This window comes from Gaetbulibacter sp. NE, from assembly GCF_025548475.1.
GTDB lineage: Bacteria > Bacteroidota > Bacteroidia > Flavobacteriales > Flavobacteriaceae > Gaetbulibacter_B > Gaetbulibacter_B jejuensis.
In genome coordinates, this window is record NZ_JAOQHY010000004.1 from 1 (window position 1) to 12,976 (window position 12,976).

Genomic DNA, 12,976 nt, shown 5'->3' on the forward strand with positions numbered 1-12,976 from the left:
AACAACATTCCAATCATTACTCGAAAAGCGCACATAATAATCATTCTTAATTTCAGATAACGACAATTTATTATCATCCATAAATTCAGATGATAGGTTTTTTACTTGTTCGGGAAATTCTTTGTAGCAAGGCATTTCGTTTAAATTAAAGCCAATAATAAAGATATGAATAGTTTTAACTATCCATATCAACTCTCGACGAATTTAGTTTTTTTATATGACAGTCATGCAGTTATCTTATGAATTGTTATTAACAGATGTATTCTTAAAAAAGCGTTAATTAACAGTTGTATACAGTACTTTAACAAATTGCTAACAGCAGTGAGGTAGGTAATGGTCTAATTTTAAGACAATCAATCAATTAAAAACGAGCAGTTATGTTTTTAAGTCCAGCATTTTAGTTGGGCTTTTTTTAGCTAATATAATTCCACATGTTTTTGTATTTGCTCAATTGCCTGTAGGTGTGGAGTAGCACTTTGTGTTCTGGTAAGCCTAGAGTTGGGTCGCTGTTTAAAACGCGTTTAGCATAAAAGCGAGCGCTTTGCAAGATGTCTTTGTCTTTAACAATATCGGCAATTTTAAGGTTGAGTACACCACTTTGTTGGGTTCCCATAATATCACCAGGACCACGAAGTTTAAGGTCAACTTCGGCAATTTCAAAGCCATCACTGGTTCTGGTCATGGTTTCTAAACGTAGTTTACTGTCGTTACTTAGTTTATGGCTCGTCATTAAAATGCAATAGCTTTGTTCGGCACCACGACCAACACGACCTCTTAACTGGTGCAATTGCGATAACCCAAAGCGTTCAGCACTTTCAATAACCATAACAGAGGCGTTAGGAACGTTTACACCAACTTCAATTACTGTAGTGGCAACCATAATTTGTGTTTCGCCTTTAGCAAAACGTTGCATTTCGTAATCCTTATCGGCTGGTTTCATCTTTCCGTGTACAATGGAGATTTGGTATTCAGGCATAGGAAAGTCTCTAGAAATGCTTTCGTAACCATCCATAAGGTCTTTGTAATCCATTTTCTCACTTTCCTGAATTAATGGATATACCACATACACTTGTCTGCCTTTTTTAATTTCATCTCTTATAAACTGAAACACACGAAGTCTATTTTTATCGTAACGATGTACTGTTTTTATAGATTGTCTTCCTGGAGGTAATTCGTCAATTACTGAGATGTCTAAATCACCATAAACCGACATTGCTAAAGTTCGCGGAATTGGTGTTGCAGTCATCACTAAAATGTGTGGAGGAGTAGTTGCCCTTTCATTATCAGAAGATGCCTCTGGGCCTTTTCTCCATAATTTGCTTCTTTGTTCGACTCCAAATCGATGTTGCTCGTCTATAATTGCAAGCCCTAAATTTTTAAATTTTACCTTATCTTCAAGCAGTGCGTGAGTGCCAATTAAAATCTGTAAATTGCCATTTTCAAGATTTTCATGGATTTCTTTTCGTTCTGAAGTGTTACTTGAACCAGTTAATAATTTTATACTGATATTCAGTTTATTGCAAAACTCTGATAAGCCATTATAGTGCTGAACTGACAAAATTTCAGTTGGAGCCATTAAACAAGCTTGAAAACCGTTGTCAAGTGCGATTAACATTGACATTAGCGCAACTATGGTCTTCCCAGAACCAACATCACCTTGTAATAATCGGTTCATTTGTGCATTACTGCCTAAATCGGCTCTAATTTCTTTGAGAACTCGCTTTTGAGCATTGGTTAATTCAAAGGGTAAATGTTCCTTAAAAAAGGTGTTGAAATAGTCGCCAACTTTTTCAAATGGAAAGCCTTTAATTTTTGATTTATGGATTAGATTTTTTAGAATAAGTTGCAGTTGAATGTAGAATAATTCTTCAAATTTTAATCGGAATTGAGCGCGAGATAATAGCTCTTGGTTTTTTGGAAAATGCACGTTAAAAAGTGCTTCGCTTTTTGAGAGTAATTTAAGTTCGGAAAGTAAATTTTCAGATAAGGTTTCCGAAAATCTGCCTTTGGTTTCCAGGAACAGATTCTGCATAATTTTACTAATTACTCTATTGGTGATGCCTTTATTGGATAGCTTTTCAGTTGAAGGGTAAATAGGTTGCATTGCAGAGCGCAAATTCTTTTCGTGTTCTTCAAGCAGTTCCATTTCAGGGTGAGGCATGCTAAATGTGCCATTAAACCAATTGGTTTTTCCAAAAATCACATAAGTTGTGTTTGGTTTTATGCTGTCTCTAATCCATTTTTGACCTCTAAACCAAACCAACTCCATAACTCCAGTATCGTCTTGAAACGTGGCAACTAGTCGTTTACCTCTTTTTTGAGCGATTTCTTTAAAGCTAGTAACTCTTCCAATAACCTGTACGTCAGCGTTGTTGCGTTGCAGTTGGTTGATTTTGTAATATTGGGTTCGGTCTATGTATCGATTTGGAAATAAGTTGATTAAGTCTTGATAGGTGTGAATACCAAGCTCTTTACGGAGTAAATCGGCTCGATTTGGTCCAACGCCTTTAAGGTAATCTATAGGTGTTTGAAGATTGGTATTCATGGTAACGAATATAATTCTAATACTTGAAAGATAAAACTTGATTTTTTGTATTTTGGAACTCTAAAATGAGCAGAAAACAAATAAAATGCGAGCATTAGTAATATCAGGTGGCGGAAGTAAAGGTGCGTATGCAGGAGGAGTTGCGCAGTACCTTATTGAGGGTCAGGGGAAAACTTACGATATGTATTTAGGAACTTCTACAGGAAGTTTGTTAATACCTCATTTGGCTGTCAACGATATTGGTAAGTTGTATGATATTTTTACTAATGTGCAACAGAGTGATATTTTTAGTGTAAGTCCTTTTGTGCAGCGTGAAAAAGACGGAAGAGAGTTTGTGTCTATTGATTTTGTGAACTCTTTATGGCAGTTTATTCGAATGAAACGCACCTTTGGAGAGAGTAAATCACTAAGGAGGAATATTAGGAAGAATTTTACTAAAGAAGAGTTTTTAAAGATAAAAGACACCAAAGAGGATGTTGTAGTGACAGTGTCTAACCTTTCTAAAAACACAGTAGAGTACAAGTCTATTAACGATTACTCGTATGAAGAGTTTTGTAATTGGATATGGATTTCTTGCAATTATATACCGTTTATGTCTTTAGCTAAAGTGAACGGTTATGAATATGCTGATGGTGGTTTGGGTTGTGTAGTGCCAATACGTGAGGCTATACAACGTGGAGCAACTGAAATTGATGCTATTGTTTTAGAAGCTGAACAAATGGATAGGTTGAAGGTGTTGGGTAAAAACCCATTTTCCTTAATGATTAACCTATTTGGGCATTTGCTTAACCAAGTGGAGCGTAATGATATAGTTATAGGCAAGCTTGCAGCGCGAAATAAAGGCGTAAAGCTGAATTTGTACTATACGCCAACAGACCTTACTGAAAACTCCTTAATTTTCAGTAAGCGTTTGATGACTAAATGGTGGCAATTAGGTTATGATTATGCAAAAGCAAGAAATGAAAGGTAGTGGAGTTTTACCACATGTCGCTTACTTCTTGTTTTATGTAAGATAATGCAGCGTCACTAGGAGCTCGCTTTTCCATCATTTCGGTTAAAACAACTTCTCTAAGTTTATTGGCAGTGTCAGTTTTTTCTAAAAGACTTGCTTTTCTTATCAGTTGAATAGTGGCATTTTTTGCTGCTGCAATAATGTTCCAGCATTCATCAGTCATGTAGATTTGTTGTGATAAATTATGCTCAAACTCTTGTTCGATAGTTGCTATAATTAAAGATTCGTAATCTTCTTTATTTGAGGAGTTTGGGATAACTCTAATCAGTAATTTTGAAGGTGTGATACGCTCTAAAAACAAAGCCATTCTTTCATAGGCTTGTAAGCGGATAGGAAGTGTGTTTACTTGTATGTCTTTATGTAATAAAAAGCGTCTTCTACCATCTTCGTTTTTAGTGTGTTCTTTAAAAAAGTAATAAGCAATCATTCCAGTAATTAGGGCAGGAACAGCATACAATAATACTTCAAATATTTTTTCAACTTCCATAGTGTTTTAGTTAGGTTAGGTATTTTGGTTTTTATATTGACCTCCCAAATATATGCAATCTTTTAAATCTTGCATACTTTTAAAAGGCACAGGAGTTTTTTCGTAGTGATAGGTTAAATTTAATTCTTTAGACAGGTTATGGTCGTCTACATTTACATCAATATCACTCATTTTAAACTGACAAGGATGCTCGTAACCTGCGGAATGTGTAATTTCTATAAACTCTTTTCTAAAGGTTTTAAAATATTGCGCTAATCGATGTGACTTTAAAGTTACATCAATACCACTTTGTAGCCATTTGCTTTGGGTGGCAACACCACTAGGACAATGATTGGTATGACAAATTTGTGCTTGGATACAACCAATACTCATCATGGCTTCTCTGGCAACGTTAATACAGTCAACTCCCATAGCAAAAGCCATTGCAGCTTTTGCAGGAAATCCTAGTTTTCCACTTCCAATAAATACAATACGTTCACTTAAACCTTTTCTCTGAAATAGTTTGTATAAATCGCTAAAGCCATAAACCCAAGGTAATGAAACGTGGTCAGCAAAACTTGGTGGAGCAGCACCTGTACCACCTTCGCCACCATCTACAGTTATAAAGTCTGGTCCATGACCTTTGGTTTTCATTATATCAGCAAGTTCTTCCCATTGGTCTAGTTTTCCAATAGCAGCTTTTATACCTACAGGCAAACCTGTTGCTTCAGCAATGGCTTCAATAAAATCAACCATTTCAGGAACGTTGGAAAACGCTGAATGGTTAGGAGGTGATAACACGTCTTTACCAACTTCTACATGACGTATGCGTGCAATTTCCTCAGTGATTTTTGCTCCAGGAAGTACACCACCTTTTCCAGGTTTTGCACCTTGGGAAAGCTTAATTTCTATGGCTTTTACATGTGGATTATCATTAACTAACTGCACTAATTTTTCCATTGAAAAGTTACCGTCGCTATCTCTTACTCCAAAATAACCTGTTCCAAAATGAAACATAACATCACCACCATTACAGTGGTAAGGAGACAAACCACCTTCACCTGTATTGTGGTATGCTCCAGCTATATGAACACCTTTGTTGAGAGACTCTACCGCTTTGGCAGATAAAGAACCAAAACTCATAGCTGAAACATTAATTACAGATGCAGGTCTAAACGGTTTTTTTCGCTTGTTGTAAGCACCAATAACTTTTGCACAAGGTAAAAACGTTTTGTCAACAGCATTGGGATGGTCTTTTTCAATTTTATAAGGCATCATTGCATTGTTGATAAAGATGTGATGATGCGAATAAATATCTCTATCAGTTCCAAATCCTTCGTAGTTATTTTCTTTTTTAGCAGACGCATAAATCCAACCACGTTCAATACGGTTAAAAGGTAATTCTTCTCTATTGTTTGCTACAAGATATTGTCTAAGTTCAGGACCAATGCGTTCTAAAATATATCTAAAATGTCCAATAACAGGGAAATTATGGCTTATGGTGTGTTTTCTTTGTAAAAAGATGTCTCTTATAGCAACTAAAGCTAAAACGATTAACATCCACATCCACCAGCTTATGCTGCTTATAAAATCTAAAAACGTATTCATTATTAATTGTTTAAGTAGTCTAATGCTAAGTATGTCATGGCTTTAACACCCAAAATCAATCCATTGTCATCAATTTTGAAATCTGGAGTATGGTGAGGAAACGCTTCAGTGTTTCCTGGTGTCATTCCGCCTAAATAAAAGTAAAGCCCAGGAACAACCTCTTGAAAATAAGAGAAGTCTTCACCTCCTGTAACTGCTTTCATAAGTTTAACATTATCTTTTCCTGCTGCTTTTTCTAGCGAAGGTAACATTTGTGAGGTTAAATCTGGGTCGTTATAGGTAACAAGTGTGTTTTCTTGAAACTCAATAGTTGCTTCACCACCATAAGCTTTGGCGATGGTTTCAGTCATTTCGGTCATTCGCGTAATAATTTTGGTTCGCATATCAGCATCTAGGGTTCTAACAGTCCCAATAAGTTCAGCGCTTTCAGGAATAATATTAAAACGTACACCACTTGTAATTTTACCAACAGTAATAACAGCAGGTTCAACCAATAAATTAGATTCTCTACTGATGATACTTTGATAGCCATCAATAATTTTAGCGGAAATGTAAATAGGGTCAACTCCTCCCCAAGGCTGCGAACCGTGAGTTTGCTTGCCTTTTACATTCACTACAAAACGCTCTACAGCAGCCATCATGCCTCCAGGTTTGTATTTTATGGTACCAACAGGAGTAGCAGAGTTAATATGAAGACCAAAAATAGCATCCACTTTTGGATTTTCTAAAACGCCTTCTTTAACCATTAAAGATGCTCCGCCTTCTTCTCCAGGAGGAGGACCTTCTTCAGCAGGTTGAAAAATAAATTTAATAGTTCCTTTAATCTTGTCTTTATGTTTTGAAAATACTTCAGCAACTCCCATTAAAATTGAAATGTGCGTATCGTGTCCGCAAGCATGCATCACACCAGTTTCAGTGCCTAAAAAGGTATCTCTAACTTCCGATTTAAAGGGTAAATCATTTCTTTCGGTAACAGGTAAAGCATCAATATCAGCTCTAAGTGCCACTACTTTTCCTGGAAGGTCACCTTTTAAAATACCTACAACTCCTGTTTTTGCGACTCCTGTTTGCACTTCAAACCCTAAAGATTTTAAGTGCTCAGCAATTTTTTTAGCAGTTTTAAACTCTCGGTTTGACAATTCAGGATTTTGATGAAAATGGTGTCTCCATTCAATAACTTTTGGTTCAATATCAATAATATCTTGCTCTAAAGTAGTTTGCGAAAATGCGCTTGAAATGATAAGGCAACATAAAGCTGGTAGAAATTTCATGAAGTATCTATTTACGTTTTGAACTCTAAATATATTTAAAATTTGTCAAAGCCTTTTTACAATACTTTAATTGTTTATAATTATTAATAAAACTGTTTATGTAACTAAGTAACATTGGTTATTTTCACACTTTAAAATGAAATTGAATTGGAGAAGTATTTAAGTCAGTTAAATGATGCACAATTAGCACCTACATTGCAAAAAGATGGACCTATGATTGTAATAGCAGGAGCAGGTTCAGGAAAAACACGTGTGCTTACTTATAGAATAGCGTATTTAATGAGTCAAGGCGTTGATGCGTTTAATATTTTGTCATTAACCTTTACAAATAAAGCTGCTCGCGAAATGAAATCGCGTATTGCAGATATAGTTGGAAATAGCGAAGCTAAAAACCTTTGGATGGGAACATTTCACTCGGTTTTTGCTAAAATTTTAAGGTTTGAAGCCGATAGGTTAGGTTATCCAAGTAACTTTACTATTTATGATACACAAGATTCTGATCGATTGATTTCTTCGATCATTAAGGAAATGAATCTTGATAAAGATGTATATAAGTACAAGCAGGTAAGATCCAGAATTTCTTCGTATAAAAACAGCTTAATTACAGTTAAAGCCTATTTTAATAATCCAGAGCTTATTGAAGCTGATACTGCTGCTCGACGACCAAGATTAGGTGATATTTATAAAAACTATGTAGAGAGATGCTTTAAAGCAGGTGCTATGGACTTTGATGATTTATTGTTGAAGACCAATGAGCTTTTAACTCGTTTTCCTGATGTGCTTGCCAAATATCAAGATCGTTTTAGATATATTTTGGTTGATGAGTATCAGGATACTAACCATTCGCAGTATTTGATTGTAAGAGCACTTTCTGATCGTTTTCAAAATATATGTGTGGTTGGTGATGATGCGCAAAGTATATATGCGTTTCGTGGCGCAAACATTAATAACATCTTGAATTTTCAACGCGATTATGATGATGTAAAAGTGTTTAGGTTAGAGCAAAATTACCGTTCTACAAAAAACATTGTTAATGCAGCAAACTCTATTATTGATAAAAACCAAACCAAGCTAGATAAAGTAGTTTGGACAGCTAATGATGAAGGTCCTAAAATAAAGGTTAACCGTTTAATGACCGATGGTGACGAAGGTCGTTATGTGGCGAGTTCTATTTTTGAGAATAAGATGAATAATCAGCTTAAAAATAAAGATTTTGCCATACTGTATCGTACCAATGCGCAATCGCGTGCAATGGAAGATGCGCTTCGTAAACGAGGAATTGAATACCGAATTTATGGAGGTTTATCCTTTTACCAACGTAAAGAGATTAAAGATGTGCTTTCGTATTTAAGGTTGATTATTAATCCAGCCGATGAGGAAGCGCTTAAACGTGTGATTAATTTTCCTGCACGAGGTATTGGGCAAACCACTATTGATAGATTGGTGGTTGCAGCAAATGGTTATAACCGTTCAATATTTGAAGTCTTACAAAACCTAGATAAGGTTGATATAAAAATCAACTCTGGTACTAAAGGCAAACTTCAGGATTTTGTAACTATGATTGAGAGTTTTCAGGTCATGAACCAAAATGCTAATGCTTTTGAACTTGCTGAACACGTCACTAAAGCTAGCGGATTGATAAGAGAGTTCAATAAAGATGGTACTCCTGAAGGTATCGCTAGAATGGAGAACATTGAAGAACTTTTAAATGGTATTAAGGATTTTGTTGAAGAACAAAAAGAATTGGCAGACACTACAGGTTCTTTAACCGAGTTTTTAGAAGATGTTGCTCTAGCTACCGATTTAGATAATGACACAGGTGATGACGATAGAGTAGCGTTGATGACCATTCACTTGGCTAAAGGTTTGGAGTTCCCTTATGTGTATATTGTAGGTATGGAAGAAGATTTATTTCCGAGTGCCATGAGTATGAATACGCGTAGTGAACTAGAGGAGGAGCGACGTTTGTTTTATGTGGCATTAACTAGAGCAGAAAAGCAAGCTTACTTAACCTATACACTTTCGAGGTACCGTTGGGGAAAATTAATTGATGCTGAACCAAGTCGATTTATTGAAGAAATTGATGATCAGTACTTAGAGGTATTAACTCCAGTAAACGACCCAAGGCAAAACCCTATGTTGAATCCTGATATTTTTGGTGATGTTGAACCTGATAAAATTCGTTTTAAGAAACCTATTAAGCGAAAATCAGAAAAAAAGCCTCCTAAGTTTGTAGCTCCACCTAAATTGAAACCTATATCAAAAACCACAAACGATGGAGTGAATCTGTTTGATGGTAAACTTACTGTAGGAAATATTGTGGAGCATATTAGGTTTGGTAAAGGTGAAGTGCTTAAAATTGAAGGTCAAGGCGCTGATACAAAAGCAGAAATCAATTTTGAAAATGGAGGTGTAAAAAAGCTGTTGTTACGATTTGCTAAACTGCAAGTGTTGGGTTAATTATTTAACCATTTTTACAGAATTGATGTGTCCATGACCATCATATTCTTTTATAGAGTTGTTTGGGTCAACAATCCACTCGCCATCAACAATGTATTTGTAGTGATGTTTTCCGCCAGATAGAAGTATGGTAGATGTCCATCCTTTGTCGGTTTTGGTCATTTTTATTTCGTGCTCGTTCCAATCATTAAAAGAACCAGTAAGAATTACATTGTTAGCGTCTTTAAAACCAAAAAGATTGAATGTAACAGGAACTTGTATGTTGATGACAGAGTTGTAACCATCATACTCGTTTCTTTTTTTAGAAGGATTATCAGGGTCTTCTATCCAGTTACCATCAACTATAAACTTGTATTGATATTCTCCTGGTTTTAAATCTAGGGTAAGTTCCCAGCCATTAGTTGTTTTGATCATTTTAAATAAGTGTTCATCCCAACGGTTAAAACTTCCGCTTAAGATTACACTTTTTGCGTTCTCATAACCATTTAATTTAAAACATGCATTTCCGTTTGGATCAGGAACAGCAGTGTAAATCTTAAGATTGTATGTGTGGTAATTGTTTCCGTGGTTATCAACTGCAGGAGCAATATTGGATACCTTGTTGCTAGGTTCTGCCCAATATGAATTGTTTATTACAAACTTAAACTCCCAAGAAAATTCATCAGTAAAATCAGAAAGTTTTTTTCTTAATTCATAAGTGTATTCACCTACTTTGTTCATTTTCCATTTGTCTCTAGACCAAAGGTTGAATTCTCCAGAAACGACAACATTTTCAATGTCAAAGTCTTTAAAATCCATCTTTCTACCAGTATGCTCATTGGTGTATTCTTTGTAGTCTCTAACATCAAAAGTAAACACGACCTCTTCACCTTCAATTTTGTAGCCTAAAGTGTTGCCATTTTGTGCTACGAGGTTTAAGCTTAAAAAGCAAAGGCATAAATATGTTATGACTAATTTCAATCCTTTATGTTTGGATGCTTTACGAAGTAAAGTTTTTCTTTTTTATAGTTTATAATTGTTCTTTTCTGCTGAAAAAACTCAAAGCCTAAAACACCATCTAATTTAGTTCCGAAGGCTTCATTCATTTTACTTAAATTGGTCAATATTGTGTTCATTGGGCCAAAGTAAATAGTTTCACTCAATTTAACACGATGCAATTTCCCTGCCAAAACTTCAATTTTGGAATTACTTGCTCCTGTAAGCATGAGTCTTTCTTTAGGATGAAAATATTTTAAAACCTTTTTACTAACTGATTTGTTTATTTGATTTAGCTCAGCAGCACTATCCAATCCCATTTTTAAGTTTTGACCATTTACTGTTGCGTTGAGTACAATAGTATGGTTTTTTAATTTGAAATCAATGCTATCTGTTATTTTTTCTAGATAAACATGCTTGTCTAGTTTTTCGCCAAACCTATCTGTTTTAGTAAGTGTAATTTGGTTTAAGTATAAATCTATAAATACTTCGTAGTCTTTCAGTATGTTATAACCAATAACACCTAAAAGGTTCATTTTTTTTGTTCTTTCAATGTGAGAAAGGTCAATAACATCAGAGGTTTTGTTTTCCAAAATCAAATTTTGAATTACAAACTGACTGAGTTGTCTTTCTAAAGGGTCGTCAACAATATTTACTACACCAGACGTTTCGTTTTTCTTTTTATTGTGACTGTATTTTATTGGGAAATGAACTTTGTTTAAAATTAAAGTTTCAGAGCCAGTATCTATTATAAAATTACCTTCTTTACCTAACAGTTTAGCTTCAACAACAATTAAATGGTCAATAAGCTTAAAGGGAATTCTAGTAGTATAATCGTTTATAATTTCAGCTTCGGTAAAAGATACATACTCTACTTTAAAATTGGAAAACGCTTTTCCTGTAGTGATAAAAAGTATGACTATGAGTAGTATCTTTTGCATATAGTTAAGACTCTAAAAATTGAATATTGTTACATGTTTTTATAGTAAATGTGCTTTTGTAAGTGTTTTAATTAGTATCAAAATATGTTTATATGCATTACATCATAAAAATGCTTTACTTTGTAATGTAACTGTAAGATACATATTTATGGCTGAATTTGTGAAAATTTATGCGGAGAATCCTAATCCTAAGCAAATTGCTAAAGTGATTAAGGTGCTTAAAAATGGTGGATTGATTATTTATCCAACAGATACGGTTTATGGTTTAGGTTGTGATATTACCAATACTAAGGCTTTAGAGCGTATTGCTCAAATAAAAAACGTGAAGTTAGATAAAGCTAACTTTTCATTTATTTGTCATGATTTAAGCAATTTAAGTGACTATGTTAAGCAAATAGATACCACAACTTTTAAGATTTTAAAACGAGCATTACCAGGTCCTTATACGTTTATTTTACCAGGAGCGAAGACCTTACCAAATGCTTTTAAAAAGAAAAAGACAGTAGGTATTCGTGTGCCTGATAATACTATTGCTTTAGAAATTGTGAAGCAATTAGGTAATCCTATTATTTCAACATCGATACGTGATGAAGATGAAGTCTTGGAATACACTACTGATCCTGAGCTTATATTGGAAAAATGGAATAACCGAGTTGACTTGGTGATTGATGGAGGTTATGGAGATAATGAAGCATCCACTGTTATTGACCTTTCAGAAGAAGAACCAATTATTGTTAGGGAAGGTAAAGGGAGTTTGGAGATATTTTAAATAAAAAAGCTCAACCAATGGTTGAGCTTTTCTTTTTCTATAAAGAAGCAATTAGTTAGTACCAGCTTCTAAGTTTTTCATTTCTTTTTCAATCATATCGTAGAACTCATCGATTTTTGGTAAAATCACAATTCTAGTACGACGGTTAGCTGCTTTACCTTCAGCAGTGTCATTAGATGCAACAGGAACAAACTCTGCACGACCTGCAGCAATAAGTTTAGATGAAGAAACACCTAAATCTTCAAGTACGCGAACTACAGATGTAGCACGTTTAACACTTAAATCCCAGTTGTCAACCAATGGTGGTTTGTTGTAAGGAACAGGGTCAGTGTGTGCTTCTACCATACACTCAAAGTTTGGTTTGCTGTTAACTACTTTAGCAACTTTACCTAAAACTTCTTTAGCGCGCTCGTTTACAACATAGCTTCCGCTTTTAAATAAAAGTTTGTCAGCAATTGAAATAAATACAACTCCTTTTTCTACGTTTACCTCAATGTCAGGATCGTTAATACCAACTTCTTTTTTCAAGCTAGTTACTAAAGCCAACATTACACTATCTTTTTTAGTGATAGCATCTTGTAAACGAGAGATTTTAAGGTCTTTTTCTTTCATGCTTTCTAAAGTTTTTTCAACGTTAGAAGCACCTTTTGAAGTAAGAATCGTTAAATCCTTGTTACTTTGAATTAGGTTGTCGTTAGATTTTTTTAAGTCAGAAATTCTGTCTTCTAAAGCTTCAGCTCTTGCAATCGCAGAAGCCTTATCAGATAAACAGCTGTTTAATTTAACAGTTGCAGTATTTAATAGGTCTTGTGTTTCTTGTTGTTTCGCTTCAAGTGCTGCATATTCTTTTTTAGATACACATGATCCAAAAAGCAACATAGCTGAAACACTTAATAACATTAGTTTTTTCATAATTAGTGTGTGATTAA

General features: G+C 34.6%; 10 protein-coding genes. 3 read left to right on the top strand and 7 right to left on the bottom strand.

Annotation, left to right across the window (positions count from 1 at the left end):
- Positions 1-412: 412 nt before the first annotated feature.
- Positions 413-2,545 carry an ATP-dependent DNA helicase RecG gene (gene recG, locus OD803_RS06845; RefSeq protein WP_262732878.1) on the bottom strand — a complete coding sequence of 711 codons (2,133 nt, stop codon included), beginning with the start codon at positions 2,543-2,545 and terminating at the stop codon, positions 413-415.
- 85 nt (positions 2,546-2,630) lie between these two features.
- Here recG and OD803_RS06850 point away from each other — a divergent pair, with 85 nt between their 5' ends.
- Positions 2,631-3,515 carry a patatin-like phospholipase family protein gene (locus OD803_RS06850; protein ID WP_129760569.1) on the top strand — a complete coding sequence of 295 codons (885 nt, stop codon included), beginning with the start codon at positions 2,631-2,633 and terminating at the stop codon, positions 3,513-3,515.
- A gap of 7 nt (positions 3,516-3,522) precedes the next feature.
- Here the strand turns inward: OD803_RS06850 and OD803_RS06855 are convergent, their stop codons facing one another.
- The 3 genes from OD803_RS06855 to OD803_RS06865 are packed head-to-tail and all read right to left on the bottom strand — an operon-like array spanning position 3,523 to position 6,902.
- Entirely contained in the window at positions 3,523-4,044 is a 522-nt protein-coding gene (locus OD803_RS06855) for a DUF7935 family protein (protein WP_129760571.1), read from the bottom strand.
- Between the two features lie 15 nt (positions 4,045-4,059).
- Positions 4,060-5,631 carry an FMN-binding glutamate synthase family protein gene (locus OD803_RS06860; protein ID WP_262732879.1) on the bottom strand — a complete coding sequence of 524 codons (1,572 nt, stop codon included), beginning with the start codon at positions 5,629-5,631 and terminating at the stop codon, positions 4,060-4,062.
- A gap of 2 nt (positions 5,632-5,633) precedes the next feature.
- The gene (locus OD803_RS06865; protein WP_262732880.1) at positions 5,634-6,902 is read right to left on the bottom strand and encodes an amidohydrolase; all 1,269 of its coding nucleotides are present in this window, start codon (positions 6,900-6,902) and stop codon (positions 5,634-5,636) included.
- A gap of 147 nt (positions 6,903-7,049) precedes the next feature.
- Between OD803_RS06865 and OD803_RS06870 the strand changes: the two genes are divergently transcribed.
- Positions 7,050-9,362: an ATP-dependent helicase gene (locus OD803_RS06870; RefSeq protein ID WP_262732881.1), complete on the top strand. Its 2,313-nt coding sequence runs from the start codon at positions 7,050-7,052 to the stop codon at positions 9,360-9,362.
- Here the strand turns inward: OD803_RS06870 and OD803_RS06875 are convergent, their stop codons facing one another.
- Both OD803_RS06875 and OD803_RS06880 read right to left on the bottom strand, forming a co-directional pair.
- Positions 9,363-10,322, bottom strand: a complete 960-nt coding sequence (locus OD803_RS06875; RefSeq protein WP_262732882.1) for a hypothetical protein — start codon at positions 10,320-10,322, stop codon at positions 9,363-9,365.
- Complete coding sequence (locus OD803_RS06880; RefSeq protein WP_262732883.1) at positions 10,319-11,278, bottom strand: hypothetical protein; 960 nt, start codon at positions 11,276-11,278, stop codon at positions 10,319-10,321. Before OD803_RS06880 ends, OD803_RS06875 begins: the two co-directional genes overlap by 4 nt.
- 148 nt (positions 11,279-11,426) lie before the next feature.
- Here OD803_RS06880 and OD803_RS06885 point away from each other — a divergent pair, with 148 nt between their 5' ends.
- The gene (locus OD803_RS06885) at positions 11,427-12,047 is read left to right on the top strand and encodes an L-threonylcarbamoyladenylate synthase (RefSeq protein ID WP_129760575.1); all 621 of its coding nucleotides are present in this window, start codon (positions 11,427-11,429) and stop codon (positions 12,045-12,047) included.
- Between the two features lie 51 nt (positions 12,048-12,098).
- On the opposite strand, the gene OD803_RS06890 is transcribed toward OD803_RS06885, so the two are convergent.
- Positions 12,099-12,959 carry an OmpA family protein gene (locus tag OD803_RS06890; protein WP_131507574.1) on the bottom strand — a complete coding sequence of 287 codons (861 nt, stop codon included), beginning with the start codon at positions 12,957-12,959 and terminating at the stop codon, positions 12,099-12,101.
- Between the last annotated feature and the right edge of the window lie 17 nt (positions 12,960-12,976).

Coding starts and splice junctions, on each gene's coding strand:
- recG (WP_262732878.1), bottom strand. CDS start 2,545: ATGAATACCAATCTTCAAACACCTATAGATTACCTTAAAGGCGTTGGA.
- OD803_RS06850 (WP_129760569.1), top strand. CDS start 2,631: ATGCGAGCATTAGTAATATCAGGTGGCGGAAGTAAAGGTGCGTATGCA.
- OD803_RS06855 (WP_129760571.1), bottom strand. CDS start 4,044: ATGGAAGTTGAAAAAATATTTGAAGTATTATTGTATGCTGTTCCTGCC.
- OD803_RS06860 (WP_262732879.1), bottom strand. CDS start 5,631: ATGAATACGTTTTTAGATTTTATAAGCAGCATAAGCTGGTGGATGTGG.
- OD803_RS06865 (WP_262732880.1), bottom strand. CDS start 6,902: ATGAAATTTCTACCAGCTTTATGTTGCCTTATCATTTCAAGCGCATTT.
- OD803_RS06880 (WP_262732883.1), bottom strand. CDS start 11,278: ATGCAAAAGATACTACTCATAGTCATACTTTTTATCACTACAGGAAAA.
- OD803_RS06885 (WP_129760575.1), top strand. CDS start 11,427: ATGGCTGAATTTGTGAAAATTTATGCGGAGAATCCTAATCCTAAGCAA.
- OD803_RS06890 (WP_131507574.1), bottom strand. CDS start 12,959: ATGAAAAAACTAATGTTATTAAGTGTTTCAGCTATGTTGCTTTTTGGA.